Raw genomic sequence first — 24,921 nt, forward strand, 5'->3', positions numbered from 1 at the left:
AAAGGAATATGCCGTGACCACGATTTATCCCACGACCAGAACCATACCTACGCTGTTGAACCCGCTCAACGATGCAGGGCTGAGCGAGTTGATCGCTCAGGATCAATTTTCCAAGGATCTTAAAGGCAAGCGTCTTTCTGGATCGGCAATCGATCTGCTCGCCGCAAAGCAAGTACTCCAGAGCAAAAACTCCCCAGCCCCTGCGGCTGCGCAACTCGAAAGTGCAATCGACGCCTACCAGCCCAGTGAAGCGGACTGGCAGGATTTCACCTCGGCGTTGATGATGCTCCCCGATGAAGTACGCGAGGATCTGATGTTCGATCCAGGCGCTTGGGAAAAACATGCCAACGTATTGATCGCTGCGATTATTGCGCTGAACGTCGCCAGGGTCGTCAACGCACAATTGCGCGGGCATTTTGGCGTCATGGCGGCGGAGGCGGCGAAGTCCCAGGGCGCAGCCATTGTGGAGTCCGGCAATGCGGCCTTCTACAGTGCCGTTACTGCTGCCGTAGTGTCCGGAGCAATCGCCGGTTTCGCCATGTTCAAGGCGTTCCAGGGGCTGGGGCTTAAACATACGGATATCAATCTGCATAAACGCAACGCCCTGGATGCCAGCAATATCAAGAGCGACCTCGAGCAGCATCGTTCCCGTAATGAATGGGACCCGCAAACCAACTACAAGATAAAAACCTTCGATGACTTCGGCCGCACGACTTCAGTCGATATCAAACCCAAGGGTTCCACACTGTCGCCTCAGGAGCAGGCGTGGTTTGACGGGGAAATCCTCAAGGCGCAGAAGGTTGGGCAAACCTCCGACTGGCTGAGCCAGATGGGCAGCAAGGGCATTGAGAAAAAACTGGAAATCGGCCGCTCGCTCAGCGCCATGTCGATGAACCTGAGTCAGGTCGTGTCCAACCTGGTTCGTATGGCCGAACACACAGCGCGGGAGAAAGAAGTCCTGCAGCAAAGTGCACAAAATACCCAGAAGAGTTTGAGTGACGAAGTCGGCCAGAAAGACTCGGCTGATGCTGCACTCCTGCAAAAAATCATGGACATCGTGATGCAGCTTTTCCAATCGCGTGCTGATGTTATGAAAATGGCCTAAGTGAGGAAAACAATATGAGAATTGCAGAGTCCTCACATCCAGGAAACAGTTTGCCCGCTGACTCCAATGCCATCGTTGATGCGCCGCTACCTGCCGAAATGCCTGTCGAGGTCCATGCCGGATTTTCCCTTACACAGTTGCTCGAAGTTTCGGTAAAGGCGCTGAATCGTAACCTGGAAAACATGCTCAAGTGCCCGGCGGGAGTTCCAAGGGAGCTTCAAGGGTCGCCTGCCGAGATCTTGGCGCAATATTTCTCGTCTGCTGAGTTTGCCGAGCAAGTCCACGCCAAACGTATTCGATCGCTGATGTGGACACACCAGATGCGGCAGAGTGGAACGGTGTTCAATCATTGCCTCGAAACGCTGCCAATGGAACAGCGTCAGCAACTCTACGATGAGAAAGATCGTATTCACGATGAGCTGAGACAAATGTCGGTGCCGGATGAGATCGCTGACGAGTTCGATCTGAGAATTAATTCTTCAAATGAGTTTTTTGACAAGCTGCTCGAGCTGATTGACCTGATCAAGAACGGTTACCTGGCCGGTTATGAACACATCATCGCGGCCTATTCGAACTTCTTTTCCGACTTCAATACCGAAATTCTCGCGAGAATGGGCGAGTACATCAACGGCGCGAACGACGGTAAAGAGGTCAGACTGGATGCAATAGGATTGAGAGTTCTGTTGGATTCCCTGCTCGCGAAGTACTCGCCACCCAACCCTGCCGCCGTACTGTTTCCAGAACCCGGCAAGGGTGGCGCCAGCAGGGAAGAGGCCGAGAGTTGGCGCAAAGCATTGGGCCTGCCCGAAAGTTGTCTCCATCAAAATGCCGATGGCACTTATTGTGTAATCATCGATACCGGGCCGCTGGCGTCGATGAAAAAAGAACTGCCAAATGGAGTGGTTATGTGGGACACCGCAAAATTCCAGGCCTGGCAAACCGGCTTCAATGCCCAGGAAGAGCGCATGAAAAACACGTTGCAGTCCTTTACCCAGAAGTATTCAAACGCCAACTCTTATCATGATAACTTCAATAAAACCTTGTCTTCACATCTGAATCAGTACGCAGATATGTTGAAGGCCATGTTGAATTTTTGAAGCGAAGCTGCCGCTTATCAGTAAAAGTAAAAAAATGTTCTTGATGCGGGCATGCGCCGGGCTTGTTCAGCCTGGCGTTGTGCCCGATTTTTTGTTGGAGGGAGCAATGTCGGGTTCCATGAGTGATGATCTTGAACATCAGATTATAAAGTTGCTGTCAGGCTATTTGCGGGTTGATCGACGGACGATCAACCCGGATTCACGACTGGTGGAAGATTTGTGTGTTGATTCCGTGGGTGTTGTAGAGATTGTCATGTCCATCAATGACGAGTTTGGTATCGATCTGCCAGATGCTGATGTGGCGGAGTGGCGAACGGTCGGTGACATTTGTTGTTTGGTAAGAAAATGCATAATTTTTAAATAAAGCCTACTGCTTATGTCGTGTTTTCCTACGTCATAGAATTACTAGTCCTACGGAATCCTCCTTCTCAACTTCCTATAGTCACGCGGCTTGTCATCTCGAGCCTGATTACCCACAGGCTTGATTGCGCTTGAGTAACTTTCTATAGAGAAATTTCAGAATATGGACAGTGCAACTGATCAATCGCCGGTCAAGTCATTCGTTTTTGACCACTGGTTATTGCAAGGCGATGGAACGCTGATGCGGGATGGAGAGGGGGTTCACGTCCCGCCCAAAGAGTTGAACGTACTGCGCCTGCTGCTGAAGTCGGCGGGGGCGGTCGTCAGCAAGGATTATTTGCTGGACCAGGTATGGCCCGAGATGGATGCAGCCGAAGAATCGTTGACCCGCTGCATTTATGCATTGCGCAAGCTGCTCAGGGAAAACAAGGATTTCATTGCGACCGTGTACGGCCAGGGTTATCGATTTACCTGTGCGGTTGTCGAACTCGACACCCCGGGTCAGGCGAGGGCCGTGGCGCCTTCGCTGGCTGTCCTGCCGTTTCGCAATCTGGAGGAGACGGCAGCGCTGGATTTGCAGGATGTGATGATCCGTCAGTTGACGTTGGCGTTCGGCGAGGTGTTGCACGTCATCCCCTCGGGATTGATGGCGACCTATGCACAACCGGTCGATATGCGGTCGCTGATCGGGCAGTTGTCTGCGGACTACTGCTTGAGCGGGCGCTGCAGCGGCCCGAGCGATCAGCAGCAATGGTCGGTCGAGTTGATCCGTGGCCGCGATCACGTTCTGCTGCATGGGCAGACACTGGATGCCCGTGATCCCGGAGCATCGCTTGGGGCATTGACGTGCCTGGTTGCGCAGCGCATTCCAGGTTTGAGCCTGGTCGGTGATGCCTGCGCGTCATACCCGGCCGCGGTGGCGTACCTACGTGGTTTGTGCAGCGTGCAGCAGCACACCCCGCAGAGTCTGCGCGATGCGCTGGTACAGTTTCGCCAGTGCCTGAAACTCGATACCGGGCACACGCTGTCCTGGTATGGCCTGGCGGATGCGTGGCTGGGGCAGGCAATGATCGGATCCTGTGATCAGGGCCGGGCAATCGATGAGGCACAATCGGCGATTTCCAATGCCCTGGCATTGGACCCTGGCAACATCCCTGCATTGGCTCGCCTGGCTTTGCTCACCAGTCTGCGCGGCAGCGAACAGGCAGCCCAGGTGCTTTTCCGACGCTGTCTGCTGAATGCCGATCAGGCTGACGTTCATTACTTGCATGCCTGGCATCACTGGTTCTGGCGGCGCAACGAGCAGGCTGCGCAAAACATCGACAATGCTCTGCGCCATGATCCTGATTGCGTAAGGGCGCAGGTCTTGCGTATGCGCATTGCGCTTGCCGCAAGTCCCGAGTCGGCCTTGCAGATGGCTCGTCGAGCCCTGCAACAAGGCGCCTCGGGCAATTCGTTGCTGGTGATTCTGTATGCCGTGGTATTGGCTTATTTTGACCAGCACGCGGCAGCCTGGGGTGAGCTCGAACAGGCCGGGCTCTGCGAAAGCGCAATCGGTGAACAGGGCCTGGCTGCCTGGAATGTGCTGTTCGGCGTCAATCCATTCAATGCCCGCGACCTGTATGCGAACTGGTTGGCTCTGGCCAGGCTGCGATCCGTTGATGACATGTCGCCAACCCGTTGGTCCGGTTTGACAAGTAGTCCAGTGGTCGCGCCGCTCTGGAGTTCTTTGCAACGAGAACCTGATGTGGGCTACCAGGCATCGTCGCAGGATCATCCTGACCACGAGCAACCGACGCTGGTCAGCGAGCGGCATCTGGCATGACGCCGCGCAGAATCAAGTGGCTAACGGTGCTGGTGTGCCTTGGCGCGAGCCAGGCGCAAGCCTGGTGCTGGAGCCAGGCGGGGACCCGACATGCGATCGAAGCCGAACTGCTTCGAGCGATTGCCGATGTCGAATCAGGACAGAATCCGAACGCGATTAACTACAACAAGGACGGTTCGCGAGATATCGGGTTAATGCAGATCAATAGCTATCATCTGCCCCGTTTGAGCGCTCAGGGCATCACTGAGCAGCGCCTGCTGGATGATCCTTGTCTGTCAGTTGAAGTCGGTGCGTCGGTGCTTGCCGAATTTATCTCGCGTTACGGCTACAACTGGACGGCAGTGGGTGCCTATAACGCCGGCAATTCTCCTCAACGGCAAGCCGCGCGCCTGCGCTATGCGCGCAAGGTCTGGCAGCGTTATCAGGAGTTTTCCCAGGCTCGACAATGAGGGTGCGATGAGCGTTGGCGCAAGATTCTGATCCTGCGCAGGGCGTGATCGGCAGAATTCGATCATGAAGCCTGCAGCCAGCCTTTCTACCATGCCCGTTCATTTCATAGCCCTGGAGCTTGAACGGTGACAGTTCTGTCAGCCCCCGACCCACAACCTTGCGTTCTACGGATACTCAATGGCGCGCTGCAAGGTTGCGAATTCCCCCTCGGCGAAAGCACAACCCTGTTCGTGGTAGGGACAGTGGATCTGCTGGGAGAGGGGGGACTGACTGCCAGCGTCCCGGCCGATGCCATCTTCGTTCCCCTGGAATCGGGGGGATGTAATTTTGAGGTGTTGGCCGATCAAGTCACGCCGCAAGGCCTGCCGCTGCGGGTGCTCGATGAGTCCACGGAAGTACGCCACTGTGCTTTCCACACCCGGGTGCAGATCGGCGCCCTGCAAATCGCCTTGCGGCCTGGAGACCAATCCTGGGCACCTGAACTTCTCGGGCTGCAACCTGACACTACCGCTGACGCCGCCGCTGTCGTGTGGTGGCGCGCCCCTTGGTCTGCATGGGGCGCCAGCGGTCTGGCGCTGGCTGCCCTGGTCACCGCGGTCGGCATCTGGTCGGTGCCTGGACCCACACCTGAAACCGATGTTCGCGCGTTGATCAGCGGAGCCAGTCACGAAGCCAAGGTGTTGAGCGGTCGTGACAATGCGATCTATGTGTTCGTGGCTTCCGAACGCGATGCGGGCTGGAGTCGGCAAGTGCTGGTGCGCCACAACACGCTGAGCGGCAAAGTGCTGGTGATGGACCAGGAGCGTCGTCGGTTGGAGCATTTGCTGGTTGACCATGATCCACAACTGGCCTGGCACTCCATTGATCTGAAGGATCCATCGGTACCGCGACTGTTGCTGAGCACACAACGCAATCTGCTCACCCCTCAAAAACAGGCAGAACTGCTCGATGCACTGCTCTCGGCCGCGCCTTATGCCCGGGACATAACGGTGCAAACGCAGGATGACAACCTGCTCGTCGATCTGGCGCAAGAAGGTTTGCAGCGCCTGTCACTGGCCTTCAGCCGCATTGAGCACGAGGACAGTGTCACCTTTGCCGTTGCAGGCAATTTGCAGGACTCCGAACTGGCGAACGCCCGCCGCTACATCGACAGCTTTTACCGGCAGTGGGGTGATCGCTACGTGCACTTCACCGTCGAGCTCAAGGACGACTTGTTCAAGGACAAGTCGTTCCAGACCGGCCCGCAGGGCTACATCAAGATGACCTCGTCATCCTGGCATTTTCCTACACAACACTAAAAGGTGACTCATGGCCGACATTGCTATCCCCATCGACTTTGCCGATGACTTTCTCGGGCGTCAGGCCGAAGCGTTTGAAAACGGTGCCGCCTCCCTCAAGACCGCGCTCGACAAAGCGCTGGATGACTTGAAGCTGGATGCATCGGACCCTGGTCTGCTGGCGGCTTATCAGGCCGCGTTTTCGTCCTACACGGTATTTCGAAACGCTCAGACCAACACGATCAAGGGCTTCAAGGATATCGACATGGCGATCATCCAGGCAGCTCGCTGACTCTTCCTTTTTGACCGGCCATTGGTACGTGCCAATGGCCATTTTCACGAGTGCATGGCATGGCTATTCAAAACATTTCTCTGTCTGACATCGATCGGACAGTCTTTACGGAATTGCGCGGCCCCCACGAAGGCCCGGTCGTATCCCTTGAGTCCCGATTGATCGAAGCGTTTGCCGGCTCCGCGGTCAATAGCGAGCAGGACGTTTCAGCGATCAATCAGATGCTGCAGCGCCCGGATATCACCAATCCCGAGGTACTGACCCATTTGCAGGAGCTGACCGGGCAATACAACGTGGATATCAACTTGCTTAACGTATTGGTCCGCAAAGCGGTAGGCACTGCCGAAACCCTGCTGCGTGCCTCATGAAGCCAGGCGTTTTGCTGATGCTGTTGTGCCTGGTACTAGCGGGGTGTCGCCAACCCAATCTGCTCGAAGGGCTGGATCAGCAGCAGGCCAATGAAGTGCTTTCGGTGCTGCAGCGCAACAACATTGCGGCGGTGAAAGTCGATGCTGGCAAAACCGGCTATGCGGTGAAAATCAATCAGGTCGATTTTTCCGCGGCGGTCGATTTGCTCAACCTCTATTCCCTGCCTTCGCGGCCGCGCCTGCAAGTGGCGGAGATGTTTCCCGCCGACTCGCTGGTGGCCTCGCCCCGCGCTGAAAAAGCCCGGCTTTATTCGGCGCTGGAGCAGCGAATCGAACAGTCGCTGGGTGTGCTCGAAGGCGTGGTGTCGGCGCGAGTGCATGTCAGTTACGACCTGGAGGCCGGCGAAGGCGGGCGCAAGACGCCACCTGTCCACCTCTCGGCAGTGGCGATCCATGAGCTCGACGTCGACCCGCAATTGCTGATCACCGATATCAAGCGTTTTCTCAAGAACAGTTTTGCGGCGGTCGAGTACGAGAACATCTCGGTGGTACTGTCCAGGCGCTCGCCGACCCAGCATATCGCGCCGTCCGTGGCCGCCACGCAAGGGCCTTCGCCCTGGATCTGGTGGTTGTCCGCGGTGACCGGATTGCTATTGGCCGGTGGCGCAGCCTGGGCCTACCGCCAATCAAGCGCAGGGCAGCGTAATGTCGCGCGCTGAAGGTTTATCGGAGATTCTCGCCGAGCCCCTGAGTTATCTGCATCCGCAGCGCCTGCCTTTGCCGGAGGAATTTGCCGGGCCTGAGGCACGAGGTCTGCTCAACCGAATACTGCTCGAAGGTCTGGAAAAACGCCGGGCATCGCCTGCGACGCCGTTGACGGCCGTGGCGCAGCAATGGGTTCGCCATTGGCGCCAGTTGCCCTACATCGCCAGGCTGATGGGCGCTTATCGCTTGATGCCCGATCTGGCGCGAGGCGCGACGTTGCTTTGCCTGCCATTGCCTCTGCGTCGGTTCGCCGGTTACAGCCTGGGTGTTCGATGCGCCCTGCCGGTCGGGCGCTCGCCTGTTTCGATAGAACAGGTCGAAGCCGCCGGCCTCAACGCGTTATGGAGTTGGTACGAGCAGGTGCCGCCAGTCTTGCTCGAACGCCTGACCCTGCAATTTTCCGAACCGGTTGTTCGCCTGCACCGGCAATGGCCGGTCACGCAACCCGATACAGCTCTTTTCTTTTTGGCGGTGCAACATGCTCGACTCTATCCGAACCCTGACTGACCTTCCCGAGGCGAGCGATGCACTTGTGTCTCGCGAAGACATCGCCGCCGCGCGTCGGCGTCGAGCTTTGCAGCAACAGGCTCAGCGCTGGGCCCGTGATTGTGTAGAGCAGGCTCGGCGTGACGCCGAAGCGGTGCATGCCCATGCCTTTCAGGAAGGCTATGCCGCGGGCATCTTGCTTGCGACCGAGCATCTGGCCAAGGGCTTGCTTGAATCCCAGGCGTTGGGGCAGCAATTGCGCAGCGACCTTGCTCAGGCCGCTCGCGACTTGCTCGCGGACGCGTTGCAGCGTCCCGAATGGCTGGACGAAATGTTCGAGCGTTGGCTGACGGCACAACCGACCGGCTCGGGCGCGGTGTTGCAAGTGCTGCTGCCGATGCATTGCCGGGCGCAGGGCAATGAACTGCGCGAGCGCTTGAGCAGGCTCTGGTCCGGCGAACTGGTCCTCGACTATCACCCGCAAGAGCGCTACGTGGCGCGGCTTGCGGATCAACTGCTGGAATTCGATCTGGAAACGACGCGGCAACGACTGGAACCGCGCTTGCTGGCGTGTGTCGCGAATCTGCCGGAGTCGGTTCGCGCTCTGGACCGGGCTGCCATGCAGGCGCTCACGGATCTGTATTCAACCTTTGCCGAACGCTCGGCCGGTTGCACTGAAACTGCCCCGACCGAGGTTCGCCTTGAAGATTGAAAGCGGTTCGAGCCTGCACACGGTTGAGAGCGGGGCGCACGCAACGGTCGAGTCGCTTGAGTCACGCGTGCTTGCGGCCAGCCAGCAGGTGCCTGACAACCAGCGCCCGGACCCCGAATTCGAGCGTTTGTATGAGTTGCTGTCAGCCATGGAGGGGCAGGGAGAAAAGGCCATCCATGGGTTTCTCCGTTCGCTTCGAAGTGCAGATGGCGAATCCCCCGCGTACCCCTCTGCGAAGGCGTTGATGGCGATCACGCTGCAGGTGCTGTTCCGATTGAAGGACGACGGGCTGGAAAAGTCGCAGCTTTATAAGGAAATCACAGGTGCCAATGGCCTCGCGTTCAGCATGGACGTCTTCGTCAAGGGCGTGCTGCGTGATGTGTTTCAACCGATGGGGGATGAGGCTTGGGAGAAGAGTGAGTGGTGAGGTCAGGGTGCGTCCCGCCGGAAATGACGGAACGCACCGAATGGGTTAAATGGTTGTATTGTCCACTGGACTATTGCCCTGATGAGAGTAGAAAAAACCTGGTAAGCCGGCGATGGCGACGGCGGCTACCACAGCATTGACCGCGTGATTTACCGCTGAAGCGGACAAACCTAGACTGCCAAAGTAAGTCCCGGCAGAAATCGCCGCAGCCATGATCGCTCCGCCGAACGAGGTTCGCATTGCTGAGGTAGTCAGAAATTGATCGGCTACTTGTGAGAAGGAGGGGACACGCGGGGCGAAAGTCATTCGAAAGCCATCAGGCGCTCCTTCGCCCTGGAACCCGTGCATTATTTCGCCACCTGCCACGTCGCTTATGATTTCAACACCCGCATTGTAGACACCCCGCAAAATATCGTGCCCTAGAACTGGAACAAGGGATTCAAGGATCTCTGCTGCCCGGGTCTCCGGGGTTGTGTTTAATGTGTCACTCGCGTGTTGCATCCAGTTCATCAGTTGCGCTGCGAACCCGTCATCGGCAGAAGATGGCCCGCTACCGGCCGACATGGCATATCCGGCGCCTGAGTTGGGCGCTGTCTGATCCATGGCTGTACCGAGAAGAAACTGTAAGGCTCCGTACAGGCCTGCATTGGCTGCCGTGCCCGGCGGATTGATTTGCGCGTTGTCGTTCAAAGGAACAAACACCTGTGTGAGGTCGCGGGCCAAGGTGAAGAAAGCCATCTGCGGGCCGAATGAGGCGAGGGCGGGAAGCGCCTGCGGCGTGACCAGTGCAACTGTGAATGCGGCCAACGATAACGACAAAGTGACCAGTCGTGACAGTCGCGTTTGCGTGTTTGCCGTGCCGTTGCATTCATCCCGAAGCGCGCCAAGGATGTTCAGCGCCGGACCGATCATCAGAGAAACTCCGCCTATGACGTTGCGTGTCAGCGGGGAGGCGGCGTTGGACTGCAGGCATTTTTCCAGGGCAAATCCGATCAGTTGGCGGATCGTTGTCAGGGTACCCACGATGAGCCCGGTTCGAAGGCCGCTAATCGTCAGGTTGCTGGCCAGGCGTCCGAGATCTCCTTCGAATTCGTTGCGACCCAGTTTGCCCAGCAATTCGCCAAGGGAGTCAACGATGGTTTGGGCGCGTTGTAGAGCGATGCTGGTCCCCTGCTGATGCATTGAGCCTTCGAACGGTGACGAATCATCGATATGCAGGGCGATGTGGCCTTTTGCCCGATTGACACCATCGGGGTCACCATCCATCAGCGATACGACGTTGTGCACAAACTCTTGAGCCTGGGCAGGGGTGTTCTCTAGTTCTTCTGCAATAACGACTTTGAGTTCTTGGGTGAGGTTCTCCATTGCGATTACTACGTCATTCATTTGCAATGGAACTGTGCGCTCGTAAGGGGCGTTTGAATGTTCGGTGATCCCCTTGGCGATGTCCTGTGAGCAACCTTCCATGTCTATGCTCGTGTGATCCCGACGAATGGTTTGAGAGGGGGATACGGTCGCGTTTGCAGCAGATTGGGTTGGAAATGAGGTTGTTGATCCGACTGATGATATAGGCATGTTTCGCTCTGTATGACGGAGGGGCTTGCTTGCGATCATTCAGCCTCTTGCGCTGCTGGGACTATCAAATAACGCTTCGCGCGCGGTACCTGCGACGGTTAGCCGCAAAAATGCGTTCTAATTAACCGGGTTTCTCGCCCGCAACGTACTGGCCCGGCTATAATCGCCGGCTCAATTCGCCGTCAATCGAGTCAAACCCGCCCATGTACACCCTGGCCCGTCAGCTGTTGTTCAAACTCTCCCCGGAAACCTCCCACGATCTGTCCCTGGACCTGATCGGCGCGGGTGGGCGTCTTGGGCTCAACGGCTTGCTGTGCAAGGCCCCGGCGAAGGTGCCGGTGAATGTCATGGGCCTGGACTTCCCGAATCCGGTGGGGCTGGCCGCCGGGCTGGACAAGAACGGTGCGGCCATCGATGGTTTCGCCCAACTGGGTTTCGGTTTTGTCGAAATCGGCACCATCACCCCGCGTCCGCAGCCGGGCAACCCGAAGCCACGTTTGTTCCGTTTGCCGGAAGCCGAGGCGATCATCAATCGCATGGGCTTCAACAACCTCGGCGTCGATCACCTGCTGGCCCGCGTGGCGGCGGCCAAGTACAAGGGCGTGCTGGGCATCAACATCGGCAAGAACTTCGATACACCGGTCGAACGCGCCGTGGATGACTACCTGATCTGCCTGGACAAGGTCTACGCCCACGCCAGCTATGTGACGGTCAACGTCAGTTCGCCGAACACGCCGGGCCTGCGCAGCCTGCAATTCGGTGATTCGCTCAAGCAGTTGCTGGCCGATCTGGCCGAGCGCCGCGCGGAACTGGCCTTGCGTCATGGCAAGCATGTACCGCTGGCGATCAAGATCGCGCCGGACATGAGCGACGAAGAAACCGCACAGGTCGCGCAAGCGCTGATCGAAACCGGCATGGATGCGGTCATCGCCACCAACACCACCCTGAGCCGCGTAGGCGTCGAAGGCATGGAGCATGGCGACGAGGCCGGTGGCCTGTCCGGCGCACCGGTTCGCGACAAGAGCACCCATACCGTGACAGTACTGGCATCGGAGCTGGGTGGTCGCCTGCCGATCATCGCTGCCGGCGGCATTACCGAAGGCAAGCACGCGGCGGAGAAAATCACCGCAGGCGCGAGCCTGGTGCAGATCTATTCGGGCTTCATCTACAAGGGCCCGGCGCTGATTCGTGAGTCGGTAGACGCCATCGCAGCGCTGCGCTGAAGACTGTTGTGGGGGGGCTTTTGTGGGGGGCTTTTGTGGTGAGGGGGCTTGCCCCCGTCCGGCTGCGAAGCAGTCGTAAATCGTTGCACACTGTTTTACCTGACACACCGAGCTGTTTGGTTTTGGGGCCGCTTCGCAGCCCAACGGGGGCAAGCCCCCTCGCCACAAAGGTTTGCCGCTGAAATTGAGCAGGCATAAAAAAGGGCTCCTTGAAGGAGCCCCTGGGCCGGAGCCCGCGGTCCGGATGGGACACGCATGGTTAATTCAGTACAAAGTCAAATTGTCGTGTCGGAGTGTTGTGCCCTGTAATTAGCCGACGGCGTGAAGTTCGTTGAGTCTGTGGATTCCCGCAGTGCCGGTCATACCGTCCCAGTTGTCGCCGCGTCCTTCTCGCCAGCCGTTGATCCAGGCTTGACGTACCGACGGTAGAGTAAATGGGCAAAGCTCACGGGATTTGCCACCAACGCCATATTGATATCCGCGCAAAAATGCTCTTTCCAACGGATCACGCTTAAGTCTTCTCATAGGGTGTAGCCCTCACTTGTTGACTGTATTTATCGCGTCGACCTCTATCGAGGTCTGGCAGAAAAACTCTGCCGTTGGGGCTCGTTGCCGGCGTGACGAGCCAAGGTGTTGGCGTCATTGCGGCGCCAACCTGTATTGAGTTCTAACCAATGCGTCACATCGAGGGAATGATCGTTTTGTCATAAGCACGTAACTATTCATGTGCTAAGGCCATAAGTAACAGCGTGTTTTTAGCGTATTTATTGGCCAAACCCCGGTATGATCAGCCCTGCGCTGGATGATGGGCTTAATCCTTTACTGAGAATGGCTCCCGTTGCCGGGAAGCACTATTCGACGAAGGGTCGACTTATGACATTTTGTTGCATCAACTTTTTTATCTGTCCTTGCATCTAAGCTCATTTAACCCGGGCAGCAGGGGTGGAGCGGCACACTTTCGTGCCACGCGGGCGCTCTTCGAGAAAAGCGCCTGATTGAAAACCGGACCGGCAATGCGTTGCCCGGTCACTCAGCTAAAGGTTCTGGAATTCCCATGTCCGATCGTTTCGAACTCTTCCTCACTTGCCCAAAAGGCCTTGAAGGCCTGCTCATCGAGGAAGCCATCGGGCTTGGCCTTGAGGAAGCACGGGAACACACCTCTGCCGTGCGCGGCATGGCCACCATGGAAACCGCTTATCGCCTGTGCCTGTGGTCGCGCTTGGCCAACCGCGTGCTGCTGGTGCTCAAGCGTTTCCAGATGAAGGACGCCGAAGACCTGTACCACGGCGTGCTGGACATCGAGTGGCAAGACCACATGCTCAATGACGGCACCCTGGCCGTCGAATTCAGCGGCCATGGCTCGGGCATCGACAACACCCATTTCGGCGCGCTGAAGGTCAAGGACGCCATCGTCGACAAACTGCGCACCCCGCAAGGCGACCGTCCGTCCATCGACAAGCTCAACCCGGACCTGCGCATTCACCTGCGCCTGGACCGTGGCGAAGCCATTCTGTCCCTCGACCTCTCCGGCCACAGCCTGCACCAGCGCGGCTATCGCCTGCAGCAAGGTGCGGCACCGCTGAAGGAAAACCTCGCGGCCGCCATCCTGATCCGTTCCGGCTGGCCACGTATCGCGGCCGAAGGCGGTGCACTGGCCGACCCGATGTGCGGTGTCGGGACCTTCCTGGTCGAAGCGGCAATGATCGCCGCCGACATCGCGCCGAACCTGCGTCGCGAGCAGTGGGGCTTCACCGCCTGGCTCGGTCACGTGCCGGCGCTGTGGAAAAAACTCCACGAAGAAGCCTCTGAGCGCGCGGCGGCCGGCCTGGCCAAGCCACCGTTGTGGATTCGCGGCTACGAAGCCGATCCACGGCTGATTCAACCGGGCCGCAACAACGTCGAGCGTGCCGGCCTGAGCGAGTGGATCAAGATCTACCAGGGCGAAGTCGCGACGTTCGAACCGCGCCCGGACCAGAACCAGAAAGGCCTGGTGATCTGCAACCCTCCGTACGGCGAGCGTCTGGGTGACGAGGCGAGCCTGCTCTACCTCTACCAGAACCTCGGCGAACGCCTGCGTCAGGCCTGCCTGAACTGGGAAGCGGCGGTGTTCACCGGCGCGCCGGACCTGGGCAAGCGCATGGGCATCCGCAGCCACAAACAGTATTCGTTCTGGAACGGCGCCTTGCCGTGCAAGCTGTTGCTGATCAAGGTGCTGCCGGACCAGTTCGTCACTGGCGAGCGCCGTACCCCGGAGCAACGCCAGGTCGAGCGTGAACAAGCCGCCTACGATCAGACGCCGGACGAGCCGCAGGAACGCAAGTTCAACAAGAACGGCAACCCGATCAAGCCGACGCCGGCACCCGCTCCGGTGGTCGAGCAACCGCGCCTGAGCGAAGGCGGGCAGATGTTCGCCAACCGCCTGCAAAAGAACCTCAAGGCCCTGGGCAAGTGGGTCAAGCGTGAAGGCATCGACTGCTACCGCGTCTATGATGCCGACATGCCGGAATACTCCATGGCCATCGACCTGTATCACGACTGGGTCCACGTCCAGGAGTACGCCGCGCCGAAATCCATCGACCCGGAAAAAGCCTCGGCGCGCATGTTCGATGCCCTGGCGGCGATTCCGCAGGCGTTGAACATCGACAAGAGCCGCGTGGTGGTCAAGCGCCGCGAGCGTCAGAGCGGCACCAAGCAGTACGAGCGCCAGGCGGCGCAGGGCAAGTTCGTCGAGGTCAACGAAGGCGGGATCAAGCTGCTGGTGAACCTCACCGACTACCTCGACACCGGCCTGTTCCTCGACCATCGGCCAATGCGCATGCGTATCCAGAAAGAGGCGGCCGGCAAGCGCTTCCTCAATCTGTACTGCTACACCGCGACGGCCAGTGTGCATGCGGCCAAGGGCGGTGCGCGCAGCACTACCAGTGTCGACCTGTCGAAAACCTATCTGGACTGGGCGCGTCGCAACCTGTCGCTGAACGGTTTTTCCGACAAGAACCGCCTGGAGCAGGGCGATGTGATGGCGTGGCTGGAAGCCAGTCGTGACGAGTACGACCTGATCTTCATCGACCCGCCGACGTTCTCCAACTCCAAGCGTATGGAAGGCGTGTTCGACGTGCAGCGCGATCAGGTGCAACTGATCGACCTGGCCATGGCGCGTCTGGCGCCAGGTGGTGTGTTGTACTTCTCCAACAACTTCCGCAAGTTCGAACTGGAGGCCAATCTCGGCGAGCGCTATGCGGTCGAAGAGATCACCGCCCAGACCATCGATCCGGATTTTGCCCGTAACGCCAAGATTCATCGTGCCTGGAAAATCACGGCCCGTTGATACGTGGATACCTGTAGGAGCGAGCTTGCTCGCGATGGTCGATAACGATAACGCGAGCTTTCTGAATGCACGCGGCGTTCTTGAGACCATCGCGAGCAAGCTCGCTCCTACAGTGCTGGTCAAATTAGTGGCTAATAGCTATAACTCAACTCATGGCCAAAGGGGTTCCCCGCACCTGGCGTTTTGAGTTTGCGTTCTATGTCGTTGCACGCCGTGCGCCCCAAGATCCTGGGTTTTATCAGCGAAGATGTCTCGGCCTGGCTGGTCGCGTTGCTGGTATTGCTTGTCGGTGGGGTGCTCACGGGCTTGCTGGCGTGGTCGACGCTGAATCTGTTTCACCATCAATTGCGGCAACGCTTTCAACTGCTGGCCAGTGAGCGTTACAGCCGTATCGAAGAGCGTTTTGAAGATCAGGTGCAGCGCCTCGATGGCTTGCGCCGTTTTTTCGCCAACTCCGATTCGGTGTCCCGGGCGGAGTTCGACGGCTATACCCAACCTTTGCTGCTGCGTACCCAGGCGTACTCCTATGCCCAGCGGGTCACTCGTGACGAGCGGGCGGCGTTCGAGCGTCGAGCGAGTGACGAAGGCTTGAGCACTTTCACCCTGAGAGAGCTCAATGCCGCCGGCCAATTGCAACTGGCCGGCGAGCGAGATGAGTACGTAGCGGTGCTGTATAGCCAGACGCAAAGCAAACTCGGTTCTCCCCTCGGTTACGACTTGCTGGCCCAACCGCTGCGGCGTGCCACGCTCGAACGGGCTGATCGGCATGGCGGCATGGCGGTATCACAACCAATGCACCTGGTGAGTATCGAGCCGGCCTATGCGCGAGGCGTGTTGCTGGTCGCGCCGGTCACCAAGCGCAACAGTCAGGACCACGCAGCCGCGAAGCCCTACGGTTATGTCATGGCGGTGATCAGCATGCGCCAGTTGCTGGCGGACGGACTGCCGGAAGCGAGCCATGACTATCTCTCGGTGCGCATCCTCGATTTGTCGACCGACGACCAGCACGAGGTGCTGTTCGAGTCGCCCAACCCGCCGGCCATCAGCGAATTGTCCGCCACGCGCCTGTTGCGCATGGCCGACCATGACTATCAGGTCGATATCCAGCCCAGCGATGCGTTCGTGCAGGCCAACCATTCCTCGGTAACCAGCCTGGTGGTGTTGGGTGGATTGCTCAGCGTGATGCTCAGTGCCTTGCTGTATGTGTTGGTCAGTCAGCGGCAGCGGGCGTTGAGGCTGGTCGAGCAACGCACCCAGGAGCTGCGCGATCGAGAGCAGGAACTGCGTGGCACCCATGGTCAGTTGCGAGGCGTGCTCAATGCCGCCACCCAGGTCGCGATCATCGCCACCGACCTGCGCGGCGTCATCAGCACCTTCAATGCCGGTGCCGAGCAGATGCTCGGCTATATCAGTGCCGAAGTGGTCGGCCATATGACCCTGGAGAACCTGCACCTGCCCCGGGAATTGGTCGCTCGCTCGGCGGAGTTGAGCGCACGTTATGGCAAACCGGTGCCGACCTGCCAGGCGATGCTGGTCGAAGGCGGCGTGGAGGGCGGCCACGAGGCGCGGGAGTGGACGCTGGTGCGCGGCGATGGCAGCCATTTGATGGTCAACATGCTCGCCACACCGGTGCTCGACGAGCAAGGCCTGTGGGTCGGGCACCTGGCGGTGTGCATCGACATCACCGAACGCAAACGGGTCCACGAAGCGCTCGCAGCGCGGGACCTGCTGTTGAAGAAACTCAGCGCCCACGTGCCCGGTGGCATCTACCAGTTCAAGATGGAGTTCGACGGGCGTTTCAGCGTGATCTACGCCAGCGACGGCATTCGCGAGATCTATGAGCTGGAGCCCGATGTGCTGCTGCTCAATGCCGAGTCGATCTTCACCCGCATTCACCCTCAGGACACCACCCGTGTCCGCGCCTCGATCCGCGCCTCGGCCGACACCCTCAGCCCCTGGCGCGAGGAGTACCGCGTGCAGCTGCCGCAACGTGGTTTGCGTTGGGTTCGCGGCGAAGCCACTCCGGAGGAACTGCCCGGTGGCGGTGTGCTGTGGCACGGCTACATCTCGGACATTACCGATATGAAACGGGTGGAAGAAGAGTTGCGCGCGTTGTCGGTCACCGATTCGCTGACCGGCATCCACAACCGGCGTTATTTCCAGGAACGCCTGACCACCGAAATGGCCCGGGTGGAGCGTGGCGGTGGGGATCTGTCGGTGATCATGCTCGATATCGACCACTTCAAGCGGATCAATGACCTGCATGGTCATGCCATCGGTGATCGGGTGTTGCAGGCGGTCTGCGAACGGATCGGCCACCGGCTGCGTCGCACCGATGTGTTCTGCCGCCTGGGCGGTGAAGAGTTCATGGTGCTGTGCCCGGATATCAGTGGCGAACATGCCTATGTGTTGGCCCAGCAATTGTGGCAAGGCCTGCGCAGTTCACCCATCGAAGGTGTCGGTACGGTCACCGCCAGTTTCGGGATTGCCAGTTGGCGGATCGGAGAGGGCGCCGATGCCTTGCTGTTGCGCGCGGATTCGGGGGTGTATGCGGCGAAACAGGCGGGAAGGGACCGGGTCGAAGAGGAAATGATCTAACCCGGGTTGTACGCTGACCCTGTGGGAGCGGGCTTGCTCGCGAAAGCGGTTTGTCAGTCACATCATTGTTGGATGTGCTGCCGTCTTCGCGAGCAAGCCCGCTCCCACAGTAGATCTCCGTGGTTCTCAGGGGCCGGTTACAACACCGAAGCCGTCTGCGGCACTTTCGGTTGGCGGTACAGGTCCAGCAGCACCTGATCAAGCACCGAAGAAGCGCCGAACGGGGCCTTGTCGTTGAGGATTGCCACCACTGCCCAGGTATTACCGTTAACGTCGCGACTGAAACCGGCAATCGCCCGCACGGTGTTCAGGGTGCCGGTCTTGACGTGGGCTTCACCGCGCATGGCAGTGGTCTTCAGGCGTTTGCGCATGGTGCCGTCGGTGCCGGCAATCGGCATCGAGCTGATGTATTCGGCAGAATACGGGCTGTGCCAGGCCGCTTCGAGCATCGAGGCCATTTCCCGGGCGCTGACGCGCTCGGCACGGGACAGGCCGGAGCCGTTCTCCATCACCAGGTGCGGCGCGGTGATGCCCTTTTTAGCCAGCCACTGGCGCACGACACGCTGGGCGGCCTTGGCGTCGTCACCATCGGCATCGGTACGGAAGCGTTGGCCGAGGCTCAGGAACAACTGCTGGGCCATGGTGTTGTTACTGTACTTGTTGATGTCGCGGATGATTTCCGCCAGGTCCGGCGAGAACGCCCGGGCCAGGACCTTGGCGTCTTTCGGTGTAGGCGCCAGCACATCCTTGCCCTGGATGCTGCCACCCAGTTCCTTCCAGATCGCGCGGACGGCGCCGGCGGTGTAGGTCGCGTGGTCGAGCAGCGACAGGTAAGTCTGCGAGCTACAGCCTTCACCCAGTTGACCGCCGACGGTAACGGTCACAGTGCCATCGGCCTGAGCCACCGGGTTGTAGCGCACGCCACCGGTGCATTGCTTGGAGTTGAGGGCCTTGACCTGATTGTCGATGCGGATGCTCGCAATCGGCGGCTCCACCGAGACCAGTACCTTGCCTGAGTCATTGCGCGCGACGAAGCGCAGCGCCTTGAGGTTGACCAGCAGCGAGTCGGGTTTGACCAGGAACGGCTTGTTCTCGTCATTGCCGTCGTCATTGAACTCCGGCAGTTGCGGTTGCACGAAGAAGGTTTTATCCAGCACCAGGTCGCCGGTGACCTGGGTGACGCCGTTGGCACGCAAGTCGCGCATCAACAGCCAGAGTTTTTCCATGTTCAGCTTCGGATCGCCGCCACCCTTGAGGTAGAGGTTGCCGTTGAGGATGCCGCCACTCAAGGTGCCGTCGGTGTAGAACTCGGTTTTCCACTGGTGGTTCGGGCCGAGCATTTCCAGGGCCGCGTAGGTGGTGACCAGTTTCATGGTCGACGCCGGGTTGACCGAGACGTCGGCGTTGAACACCGTCGGGGTGCCGGGACCGGTGAGCGGGATCATCACCAGCGACAGGGCGTTGTCCTGCAACTTGCTGGCTTTCAGGGCTTTTTCAACGTTGGGCGACAACGCGGTATTGATGGGGGCGGCGCAAACGGGAAGGGCCAGGGGGAGAAGAAAACCGGCCAACAGCAATGGACGCAAAGATTTGATCATCTGAAATAAAACCCTACAGCCGAGGGGAAAAAAGATGAGGGCATGGAGATAAATTCCCTCAATGGTCATGAAAGTGTCGGCATTATGCCCCAAGGTGTCACGAGTTGTGCCGTGCGCGGGCTGTCTGAACGGCTATTTTTTTACCGACGGTAGGCGTGGTGGCCCAGAGAGTCAGGCAATCGGCGGCTTAAACTGCTAAAGTGCCGCCCGTTATTACTTAAGAGGATTGTTCCAATGGCGACTAACCGTTCCCAGCGTCTGCGCAAAAAACTGTGCGTCGATGAATTTCAAGAGCTGGGTTTCGAACTGAACCTGGATTTCAAAGAAGATTTGGCTGATGAAGCCATTGATGCTTTCCTCGACGCGTTCCTCAAAGAAGCCATGGAAGCCAACGGCCTGGGTTATGTTGGCGGCGACGACTACGGTCTGGTTTGCCTGCAGAAGCGTGGCTCGGTCAGCGCTGAACAGCGCGCTGCCGTTGAAGCCTGGCTCAAAGGCCGCACCGAGCTGACCAGCGTTGAAGTCAGCCCGCTGCTGGACGTCTGGTACCCGGAAAAGCCGATCAATCCGGTAGCTTGATGTTCTAAAAAACGGCGACCCAAGGGTCGCCGTTTTTTTATGCTTTTTTTGTAGGAGCGAGCTTGCTCGCGATGAACCTGAGAGCACCGCGGGGTGTCATGTTCCCAGCGTTATCGTTGACGACCATCGCGAGCAGGCTCGCTCCCACAGTTCAGGATCACCAGCGTCACCACCCCCGCGACAATCCCCCAGAACGCCGAACCGATGGAAAACAGCGTCAGCCCCGATGCCGTGACCATGAAGGTGATCAGCGCCGCTTCACGTTCCTTCACTTCGCTCATGGCGATGCTCAAGCCGTTGATGATCGAGCCGAACAGCGCCAGCGCCGCGATCGACAGCACCAGTTCCTTGGGCAGCGCGGCAAACAATGCCGCGAGCGTCGCGCCGAACACCCCGGCGATCCCGTAGAAAATCCCGCACCAGACCGCCGCGGTGTAGCGTTTGTTGCGATCCTCATGGGCGTGCGGCCCGGTGCAGATTGCCGCGCTGATCGCCGCCAGGTTGATCCCGTGGGAGCCGAACGGTGCCAGCAGCAAACTGGCGATGCCGGTGGTGGTGATCAGCGGAGAGGCGGGCACCGTGTAACCGTCGGCGCGCAGTACGGCGATGCCAGGCATGTTCTGTGAGGTCATGGCGACGACAAACAGCGGGATGCCGATGCTGATGGTTGCGGCCAGGGAGAAGTGCGGCGTGGTCCACACCGGTGTAGCCACCTCCAGGTGAAAACCGCTGAAGTCCAGCAGCCCCATGAAGCCTGACAAAGCGGTGCCAATCAGTAATGCCGCCAACACCGCATAACGCGGCGACAGGCGCTTGACCAGCAGATAAGTGACGAACATTGCCAGTACCAGGGCGGTGCGGTGTTGCGCGGCGACGAAAATCTCGCTGCCGATCTTGAACAGGATCCCCGCCAGCAGGGCGGCGGCCAGGGAGGCAGGGATCTTTTTCACCAGCCGTTCGAAGCTGCCGGTCAGCCCGCAAATCGTCACCAGCACTGCGCAGGTAATGTAGGCGCCAATGGCTTCGCCGTAGCTCACGCCGCCCAGGCTGGTGATCAGCAGCGCGGCGCCGGGGGTCGACCAGGCAATGGTGATCGGCGTGCGATAACGCAGGGACAGGCCAATGGAGCACACCGCCATGCCGATGGAGATCGCCCAGATCCACGAAGAAATCTGCCCGCTGCTCAGGCCCGCCGCTTGCCCGGCCTGGAACATCAACACCAGGGAACTGGTGTAGCCGGTCATCATGGCAATGAACCCGGCGACGATGGCCGAGGGCGAGGTGTCGGCCAACGGGCGGAGCAGCGTGTGCGTGGCGTCGTTCATGACGGTGGTGTTCCTTTTACGGATGAAGATGTCCGCAGCAACACAACCTTCTGTAGGAGCTGGCTTGCCAGCGATGGCGCCCTTGAGCCTGGCGCAAGCCTCAAGACCGAATCGCCGGCAAGCCGGCTCCTACAGTGATGCAAACGCTGCGGATTCTGCGTTAAAGCCTAAACTCAAACGTAATGGGTCGTTGCGATACAGCCGAGGCAACATTCAGCCGTACAGTCGTGTTGCCACCCTCCATTGTGTACAATCGCAGTGTTTTTTACGCGATACTTGCCAGCGACCCACTGTGCCGTATTACAGTCACGGTCAATTCGCCGCAGTTCTTCCGACTCGAGTGCCCATGAACGAACAGTTGCAACCCCTAAAGAAACAACCGCGAGCTGGTAAAGCCGGCCGCAGCGGTACCCAGGACGATATTGTCTACGCGCATATCTTCGAGGCCATCCTCGAGCAGCGTCTGGCGCCCGGCACCAAGTTGAGCGAAGAAGCGCTGGGGGAGATTTTCGGGGTCAGCCGTACCATCATTCGCCGCGCCTTGTCGCGCCTGGCCCATGAAGGCGTGGTGTTGCTGCGTCCGAATCGCGGCGCCGTGGTCGCCAGCCCGAGCGTCGAAGAAGCCCGTCAGGTGTTCATGGCCCGCCGTCTGGTGGAGCGCGCGATCACTGAACTGGCCGTTCAGCACGCGACCGCCGAGCAGATTGCCGAATTGCGCCAGATGGTCAACGACGAGCGCGACAGCTTTTCCCGTGGCGACCGTGGTGCCGGCATCCGCCTGTCGGGCGAATTCCACCTGAAACTGGCCGAAGCGGCGAAAAACGCGCCGTTGATCAGCTTCCAGCGCAGCCTGGTGTCCCAGACATCGCTGATCATCGCCCAGTACGAAAGCGGCAACCGTTCCCATTGCTCCTACGACGAGCACACCCAGTTGATCGACGCCATCGAGAAGCGCGACGCTGAGCTGGCGGTCAACCTGATGATGCATCACATGGATCACATCGACAGCAAGCTCAACCTTGATGAGGAAAGTGCGTCGGATGATCTGCATGCGGTGTTCTCGCATTTGTTGCAGACCAAGAAGCCTGGGCGTTCCACCGCGAAGCTGTAGGAGCGAGCTTGCTCGCGATGGTCGTTAACGATTACGCGGGAAGCCTGATACCCAGTGGTGCCCTTGGGTTCATCGCGAGCAAGCTCGCTCCTACAGGGCATAAAAAATCCCCCGGAATCTAACGATTGCGGGGGATTTTTTATGCCCGGAAAAATCTTAGCGCTGATGCACCAGATTCCCCGCCGCATAAGTCTGCAGCACAGTCCGGTCATCCCCCAGCGTCATCAACACAAACAACGTCTCGGCAATGTTGTTGGCCTGCTGCAAGCGATAGCTCAGCAGCGGCGTGGCGTTGTAGTCCAGCACCAGGAAGTCGGCGTCGGTGCCCGGTAGCAGGGTGCCGATCTTGTCTTCCAGACGCAGCGCGCGGGCGCCGCCGAGGGTGGCCAGGTACAGCGACTTGAACGGGCTCAGGCGCGCACCTTGCAGCTGCATGACCTTGTAGGCTTCGTTGAGGGTTTGCAGCAGCGAGAAACTGGTGCCGCCGCCCACGTCGGTGCCGATGCCGACGTTGAGCTTGTGCTTCTCGGCCATCGGCAGGTTGAACAGGCCGCTGCCGAGGAAGAAGTTCGAGGTCGGGCAGAACGAGATGGCCGAACCGGTTTCCGCCAGCCGCGCGCACTCGTCATCACACAGATGCACGCCGTGGGCGAACACCGAGCGCTCGCCGAGCAACTGGTAGTGATCGTAGACGTCCAGGTAACCCTTGCGCTCCGGGAACAGTTCCTTGACCCACTCGATTTCCTTGAGGTTTTCGCTGATGTGGGTCTGCATGTACAGATCCGGGTATTCGGTCAGCAACTGGCCGGCCAGGGTCAGCTGTTCCGGGGTGCTGGTCGGTGCGAAGCGTGGGGTGACCGCGTAGTGCAGGCGACCCTTGCCGTGCCAGCGTTCGATCAGCGCCTTGCTGTCGACGTAGCTGGATTCAGCGGTGTCGGTCAGATAGTCCGGGGCATTGCGGTCCATCATCACCTTGCCGGCGATCATGCGCAGGTCGAGCTGCTCGGCCGCTTCGAAGAACGAGTTCACCGATTGCGGGTGTACGCTGCCGAATACCAGCGCCGTGGTGGTGCCGTTGCGCAGCAGTTCCTTGATGAAAATATCCGCGACCTGGTCGGCGTGGGCCTTGTCGGCGAACTGGCTTTCGCACGGAAAGGTGTAGGTGTTGAGCCAGTCCAGCAATTGCTCGCCGTAGGCGCCGACCATGCCGGTTTGCGGCAGGTGGATGTGGGTGTCGATGAAGCCAGGGGTGATCAGCGCGTCCTGGTAGTGGGTGATTTCGATATCGGCCGGCAGGGTCGGCAGCAGTTCGCTGGCGTGGCCGAGGGCGCTGATCTGGCCGTTATCCACAACCAGCAAGCCGTCTTCGAAATACTCGTAGGAGGCTTCGATACCAACGATGGCAGGGTCGGCGATGCTGTGCAGGATGGCGGCGCGGTAGGCTTTGCGAGTCAAAGGCATGTGAGTTCTCAATGTCTGGCTTGTCAGTTCGAGGCGGCTTGCTTCGAAGCGTGGCTGCGGCGTGAAGCGGGCAGCAGTTTGGCAATCGGTTCGGCGCTGGACGTTTGCTGGCCGAAATTGGCGTTGTAGGTGGCGATGATTTCGCCGGCGATGGAGATGGCGATTTCCACAGGCAACTTGCCTTTGACTTCGCCGATGCCCATCGGGCAGCGCATGCGTTGCACGACGCTGCTGTCGAAACCACGGTCGCGCAGGCGGTGTTCGAACTTCACGCGTTTGGTCTTCGAACCGATCAGGCCGAAGTAGGCGAAGTCGTTGCGCTTGAGGATCGCAGCGGTGAGTTCGAGGTCGAGCTGGTGGTTGTGGGTCATCACGATGCAATAGCTGCCGGCAGGCAGATCATCGATTTCATCCACAGGTTCTTCGGAAACGATTTTGCGCACGCCGTGGGGAATCTGCTCGGGGAATTCATCTTCCCGCGAATCGATCCAGCGCACCCGGCAAGGCAGGCTGGCCAGCAGCGGCACCAAGGCGCGGCCTACGTGGCCGGCACCGAACACGGCGATCTGCGCCTGCACCTGGCCCATCGGTTCGAACAGCAAAACGGTTGCACCACCGCAGCATTGGCCGAGGCTGGCGCCGAGGCTGAAACGCTCAAGATGGGTGTCCTGCTTGCCGCTAACCAGCATCTCGCGGGCGATCTGCATGGCCTTGTATTCCAGGTGCCCGCCACCGATGGTGTCGAAGGCCTGGTTCGCGCTGATGACCATCTTCGAGCCAGCGTTGCGCGGCGTCGAGCCGAGCTCTTCGATGATGGTGACCAGTACGCAGGGTTCACCGCGGTTTTGCAGGTCGGCGAGGGCGTCGATCCAGTTGTACATGTTCACCTCGACATCGTCGTTGTCTGTTCGGTCGTCTTCGCCAGCAAGCCGGCTCCTACAGGTTTCGTGTCGGTCGCAAAA

At 59.2% G+C, this 24,921-nt stretch carries 23 protein-coding genes; 17 read left to right on the top strand and 6 right to left on the bottom strand.

Translation table 11 applies throughout. The features are described from left to right. Positions 1–13: 13 nt before the first annotated feature. The 12 genes from QMK54_RS09295 to QMK54_RS09350 all read left to right on the top strand — a co-directional run bounded on the left by QMK54_RS09295 (position 14) and on the right by QMK54_RS09350 (position 9,164). Positions 14–1,105 (top strand): cell invasion protein, encoded by a 1,092-nt coding sequence (locus tag QMK54_RS09295; RefSeq protein ID WP_320402387.1) that lies wholly within the window; start codon positions 14–16, stop codon positions 1,103–1,105. A 14-nt stretch (positions 1,106–1,119) separates the two neighbouring features. After that, complete coding sequence (locus QMK54_RS09300) at positions 1,120–2,202, top strand: IpaD/SipD/SspD family type III secretion system needle tip protein (RefSeq protein ID WP_320402388.1); 1,083 nt, start codon at positions 1,120–1,122, stop codon at positions 2,200–2,202. A gap of 106 nt (positions 2,203–2,308) precedes the next feature. Then, positions 2,309–2,566, top strand: coding sequence for an acyl carrier protein (locus tag QMK54_RS09305; protein WP_320402389.1), 258 nt, complete (start codon positions 2,309–2,311; stop codon positions 2,564–2,566). 159 nt (positions 2,567–2,725) lie between these two features. Continuing rightward, entirely contained in the window at positions 2,726–4,387 is a 1,662-nt protein-coding gene (locus tag QMK54_RS09310) for a winged helix-turn-helix domain-containing protein (RefSeq protein WP_320402390.1), read from the top strand. Then, positions 4,384–4,836: a transglycosylase SLT domain-containing protein gene (locus QMK54_RS09315; protein ID WP_223588270.1), complete on the top strand. Its 453-nt coding sequence runs from the start codon at positions 4,384–4,386 to the stop codon at positions 4,834–4,836. The genes QMK54_RS09310 and QMK54_RS09315 overlap by 4 nt, the downstream gene beginning before the upstream one ends. Before the next feature lie 126 nt (positions 4,837–4,962). Beyond that, the gene (locus QMK54_RS09320; RefSeq protein WP_320402391.1) at positions 4,963–6,135 is read left to right on the top strand and encodes a PrgH/EprH family type III secretion apparatus protein; all 1,173 of its coding nucleotides are present in this window, start codon (positions 4,963–4,965) and stop codon (positions 6,133–6,135) included. Between the two features lie 10 nt (positions 6,136–6,145). Continuing rightward, positions 6,146–6,406, top strand: coding sequence for a type III secretion system needle filament subunit SctF (sctF, locus tag QMK54_RS09325; RefSeq protein ID WP_110659779.1), 261 nt, complete (start codon positions 6,146–6,148; stop codon positions 6,404–6,406). 59 nt (positions 6,407–6,465) lie between these two features. Continuing rightward, positions 6,466–6,774, top strand: coding sequence for a type III secretion system inner rod subunit SctI (sctI, locus tag QMK54_RS09330; RefSeq protein ID WP_320402392.1), 309 nt, complete (start codon positions 6,466–6,468; stop codon positions 6,772–6,774). Further along, entirely contained in the window at positions 6,771–7,493 is a 723-nt protein-coding gene (locus QMK54_RS09335) for an EscJ/YscJ/HrcJ family type III secretion inner membrane ring protein (RefSeq protein ID WP_110659777.1), read from the top strand. The genes sctI and QMK54_RS09335 overlap by 4 nt, the downstream gene beginning before the upstream one ends. Beyond that, a complete protein-coding gene (locus QMK54_RS09340; RefSeq protein ID WP_320402393.1) occupies positions 7,480–8,046 on the top strand; it encodes a secretion system protein in 567 nt (188 codons plus the stop codon). Before QMK54_RS09335 ends, QMK54_RS09340 begins: the two co-directional genes overlap by 14 nt. After that, positions 8,018–8,737, top strand: coding sequence for an oxygen-regulated invasion protein OrgB (locus QMK54_RS09345; RefSeq protein ID WP_110659775.1), 720 nt, complete (start codon positions 8,018–8,020; stop codon positions 8,735–8,737). Before QMK54_RS09340 ends, QMK54_RS09345 begins: the two co-directional genes overlap by 29 nt. Beyond that, positions 8,727–9,164: a hypothetical protein gene (locus QMK54_RS09350; protein ID WP_223588276.1), complete on the top strand. Its 438-nt coding sequence runs from the start codon at positions 8,727–8,729 to the stop codon at positions 9,162–9,164. Before QMK54_RS09345 ends, QMK54_RS09350 begins: the two co-directional genes overlap by 11 nt. A gap of 45 nt (positions 9,165–9,209) precedes the next feature. On the opposite strand, the gene QMK54_RS09355 is transcribed toward QMK54_RS09350, so the two are convergent. Then, positions 9,210–10,631, bottom strand: a complete 1,422-nt coding sequence (locus QMK54_RS09355) for a hypothetical protein (protein ID WP_320402394.1) — start codon at positions 10,629–10,631, stop codon at positions 9,210–9,212. A gap of 311 nt (positions 10,632–10,942) precedes the next feature. Here QMK54_RS09355 and QMK54_RS09360 point away from each other — a divergent pair, with 311 nt between their 5' ends. Next, positions 10,943–11,962, top strand: a complete 1,020-nt coding sequence (locus tag QMK54_RS09360; protein ID WP_223588281.1) for a quinone-dependent dihydroorotate dehydrogenase — start codon at positions 10,943–10,945, stop codon at positions 11,960–11,962. Positions 11,963–12,271: 309 nt separating this feature from the next. Here QMK54_RS09360 and rmf read toward each other — a convergent pair whose 3' ends face one another. Beyond that, the gene (gene rmf / locus QMK54_RS09365) at positions 12,272–12,487 is read right to left on the bottom strand and encodes a ribosome modulation factor (protein WP_003223300.1); all 216 of its coding nucleotides are present in this window, start codon (positions 12,485–12,487) and stop codon (positions 12,272–12,274) included. A gap of 529 nt (positions 12,488–13,016) precedes the next feature. On the opposite strand from rmf, the gene rlmKL reads away from it, so the two are divergent. Beyond that, on the top strand, positions 13,017–15,287 hold the full coding sequence (rlmKL, locus tag QMK54_RS09370; protein ID WP_223593528.1) for a bifunctional 23S rRNA (guanine(2069)-N(7))-methyltransferase RlmK/23S rRNA (guanine(2445)-N(2))-methyltransferase RlmL: 2,271 nt from the start codon (positions 13,017–13,019) through the stop codon (positions 15,285–15,287). 198 nt (positions 15,288–15,485) lie between these two features. Further along, positions 15,486–17,885: a diguanylate cyclase gene (locus QMK54_RS09375; RefSeq protein WP_320402395.1), complete on the top strand. Its 2,400-nt coding sequence runs from the start codon at positions 15,486–15,488 to the stop codon at positions 17,883–17,885. A gap of 137 nt (positions 17,886–18,022) precedes the next feature. Here QMK54_RS09375 and dacB read toward each other — a convergent pair whose 3' ends face one another. Continuing rightward, positions 18,023–19,483 (bottom strand): D-alanyl-D-alanine carboxypeptidase/D-alanyl-D-alanine-endopeptidase, encoded by a 1,461-nt coding sequence (gene dacB, locus QMK54_RS09380; RefSeq protein ID WP_110662780.1) that lies wholly within the window; start codon positions 19,481–19,483, stop codon positions 18,023–18,025. 234 nt (positions 19,484–19,717) lie between these two features. Between dacB and QMK54_RS09385 the strand changes: the two genes are divergently transcribed. After that, on the top strand, positions 19,718–20,062 hold the full coding sequence (locus QMK54_RS09385; RefSeq protein WP_007971486.1) for a YggL family protein: 345 nt from the start codon (positions 19,718–19,720) through the stop codon (positions 20,060–20,062). A 110-nt stretch (positions 20,063–20,172) separates the two neighbouring features. Here QMK54_RS09385 and QMK54_RS09395 read toward each other — a convergent pair whose 3' ends face one another. Then, positions 20,173–21,387, bottom strand: a complete 1,215-nt coding sequence (locus QMK54_RS09395) for a benzoate/H(+) symporter BenE family transporter (RefSeq protein ID WP_110663096.1) — start codon at positions 21,385–21,387, stop codon at positions 20,173–20,175. Positions 21,388–21,733: 346 nt separating this feature from the next. On the opposite strand from QMK54_RS09395, the gene QMK54_RS09400 reads away from it, so the two are divergent. Continuing rightward, positions 21,734–22,498, top strand: a complete 765-nt coding sequence (locus QMK54_RS09400) for a GntR family transcriptional regulator (RefSeq protein ID WP_008050187.1) — start codon at positions 21,734–21,736, stop codon at positions 22,496–22,498. Positions 22,499–22,654: 156 nt separating this feature from the next. On the opposite strand, the gene guaD is transcribed toward QMK54_RS09400, so the two are convergent. Further along, entirely contained in the window at positions 22,655–23,959 is a 1,305-nt protein-coding gene (gene guaD / locus QMK54_RS09405) for a guanine deaminase (RefSeq protein ID WP_110660867.1), read from the bottom strand. Positions 23,960–23,982: 23 nt separating this feature from the next. Continuing rightward, on the bottom strand, positions 23,983–24,840 hold the full coding sequence (gene xdhC, locus QMK54_RS09410) for a xanthine dehydrogenase accessory protein XdhC (RefSeq protein WP_110660868.1): 858 nt from the start codon (positions 24,838–24,840) through the stop codon (positions 23,983–23,985). Positions 24,841–24,921: the final 81 nt, after the last annotated feature.

The organism is Pseudomonas sp. P5_109, from assembly GCF_034009455.1.
Taxonomy (GTDB): domain Bacteria; phylum Pseudomonadota; class Gammaproteobacteria; order Pseudomonadales; family Pseudomonadaceae; genus Aquipseudomonas.

What these genes read in the sequence shown, in the direction of transcription:
- QMK54_RS09300 (WP_320402388.1), top strand. Translation starts at nt 1,120, where the DNA reads ATGAGAATTGCAGAGTCCTCACATCCAGGAAACAGTTTGCCCGCTGAC.
- QMK54_RS09305 (WP_320402389.1), top strand. Translation starts at nt 2,309, where the DNA reads ATGTCGGGTTCCATGAGTGATGATCTTGAACATCAGATTATAAAGTTG.
- QMK54_RS09310 (WP_320402390.1), top strand. Translation starts at nt 2,726, where the DNA reads ATGGACAGTGCAACTGATCAATCGCCGGTCAAGTCATTCGTTTTTGAC.
- QMK54_RS09315 (WP_223588270.1), top strand. Translation starts at nt 4,384, where the DNA reads ATGACGCCGCGCAGAATCAAGTGGCTAACGGTGCTGGTGTGCCTTGGC.
- sctF (WP_110659779.1), top strand. Translation starts at nt 6,146, where the DNA reads ATGGCCGACATTGCTATCCCCATCGACTTTGCCGATGACTTTCTCGGG.
- sctI (WP_320402392.1), top strand. Translation starts at nt 6,466, where the DNA reads ATGGCTATTCAAAACATTTCTCTGTCTGACATCGATCGGACAGTCTTT.
- QMK54_RS09335 (WP_110659777.1), top strand. Translation starts at nt 6,771, where the DNA reads ATGAAGCCAGGCGTTTTGCTGATGCTGTTGTGCCTGGTACTAGCGGGG.
- QMK54_RS09340 (WP_320402393.1), top strand. Translation starts at nt 7,480, where the DNA reads ATGTCGCGCGCTGAAGGTTTATCGGAGATTCTCGCCGAGCCCCTGAGT.
- QMK54_RS09345 (WP_110659775.1), top strand. Translation starts at nt 8,018, where the DNA reads ATGCTCGACTCTATCCGAACCCTGACTGACCTTCCCGAGGCGAGCGAT.
- QMK54_RS09355 (WP_320402394.1), bottom strand. Translation starts at nt 10,631, where the DNA reads ATGGAAGGTTGCTCACAGGACATCGCCAAGGGGATCACCGAACATTCA.
- QMK54_RS09360 (WP_223588281.1), top strand. Translation starts at nt 10,943, where the DNA reads ATGTACACCCTGGCCCGTCAGCTGTTGTTCAAACTCTCCCCGGAAACC.
- rmf (WP_003223300.1), bottom strand. Translation starts at nt 12,487, where the DNA reads ATGAGAAGACTTAAGCGTGATCCGTTGGAAAGAGCATTTTTGCGCGGA.
- rlmKL (WP_223593528.1), top strand. Translation starts at nt 13,017, where the DNA reads ATGTCCGATCGTTTCGAACTCTTCCTCACTTGCCCAAAAGGCCTTGAA.
- QMK54_RS09375 (WP_320402395.1), top strand. Translation starts at nt 15,486, where the DNA reads ATGTCGTTGCACGCCGTGCGCCCCAAGATCCTGGGTTTTATCAGCGAA.
- dacB (WP_110662780.1), bottom strand. Translation starts at nt 19,483, where the DNA reads ATGATCAAATCTTTGCGTCCATTGCTGTTGGCCGGTTTTCTTCTCCCC.
- QMK54_RS09385 (WP_007971486.1), top strand. Translation starts at nt 19,718, where the DNA reads ATGGCGACTAACCGTTCCCAGCGTCTGCGCAAAAAACTGTGCGTCGAT.
- QMK54_RS09395 (WP_110663096.1), bottom strand. Translation starts at nt 21,387, where the DNA reads ATGAACGACGCCACGCACACGCTGCTCCGCCCGTTGGCCGACACCTCG.
- QMK54_RS09400 (WP_008050187.1), top strand. Translation starts at nt 21,734, where the DNA reads ATGAACGAACAGTTGCAACCCCTAAAGAAACAACCGCGAGCTGGTAAA.
- guaD (WP_110660867.1), bottom strand. Translation starts at nt 23,959, where the DNA reads ATGCCTTTGACTCGCAAAGCCTACCGCGCCGCCATCCTGCACAGCATC.
- xdhC (WP_110660868.1), bottom strand. Translation starts at nt 24,840, where the DNA reads ATGTACAACTGGATCGACGCCCTCGCCGACCTGCAAAACCGCGGTGAA.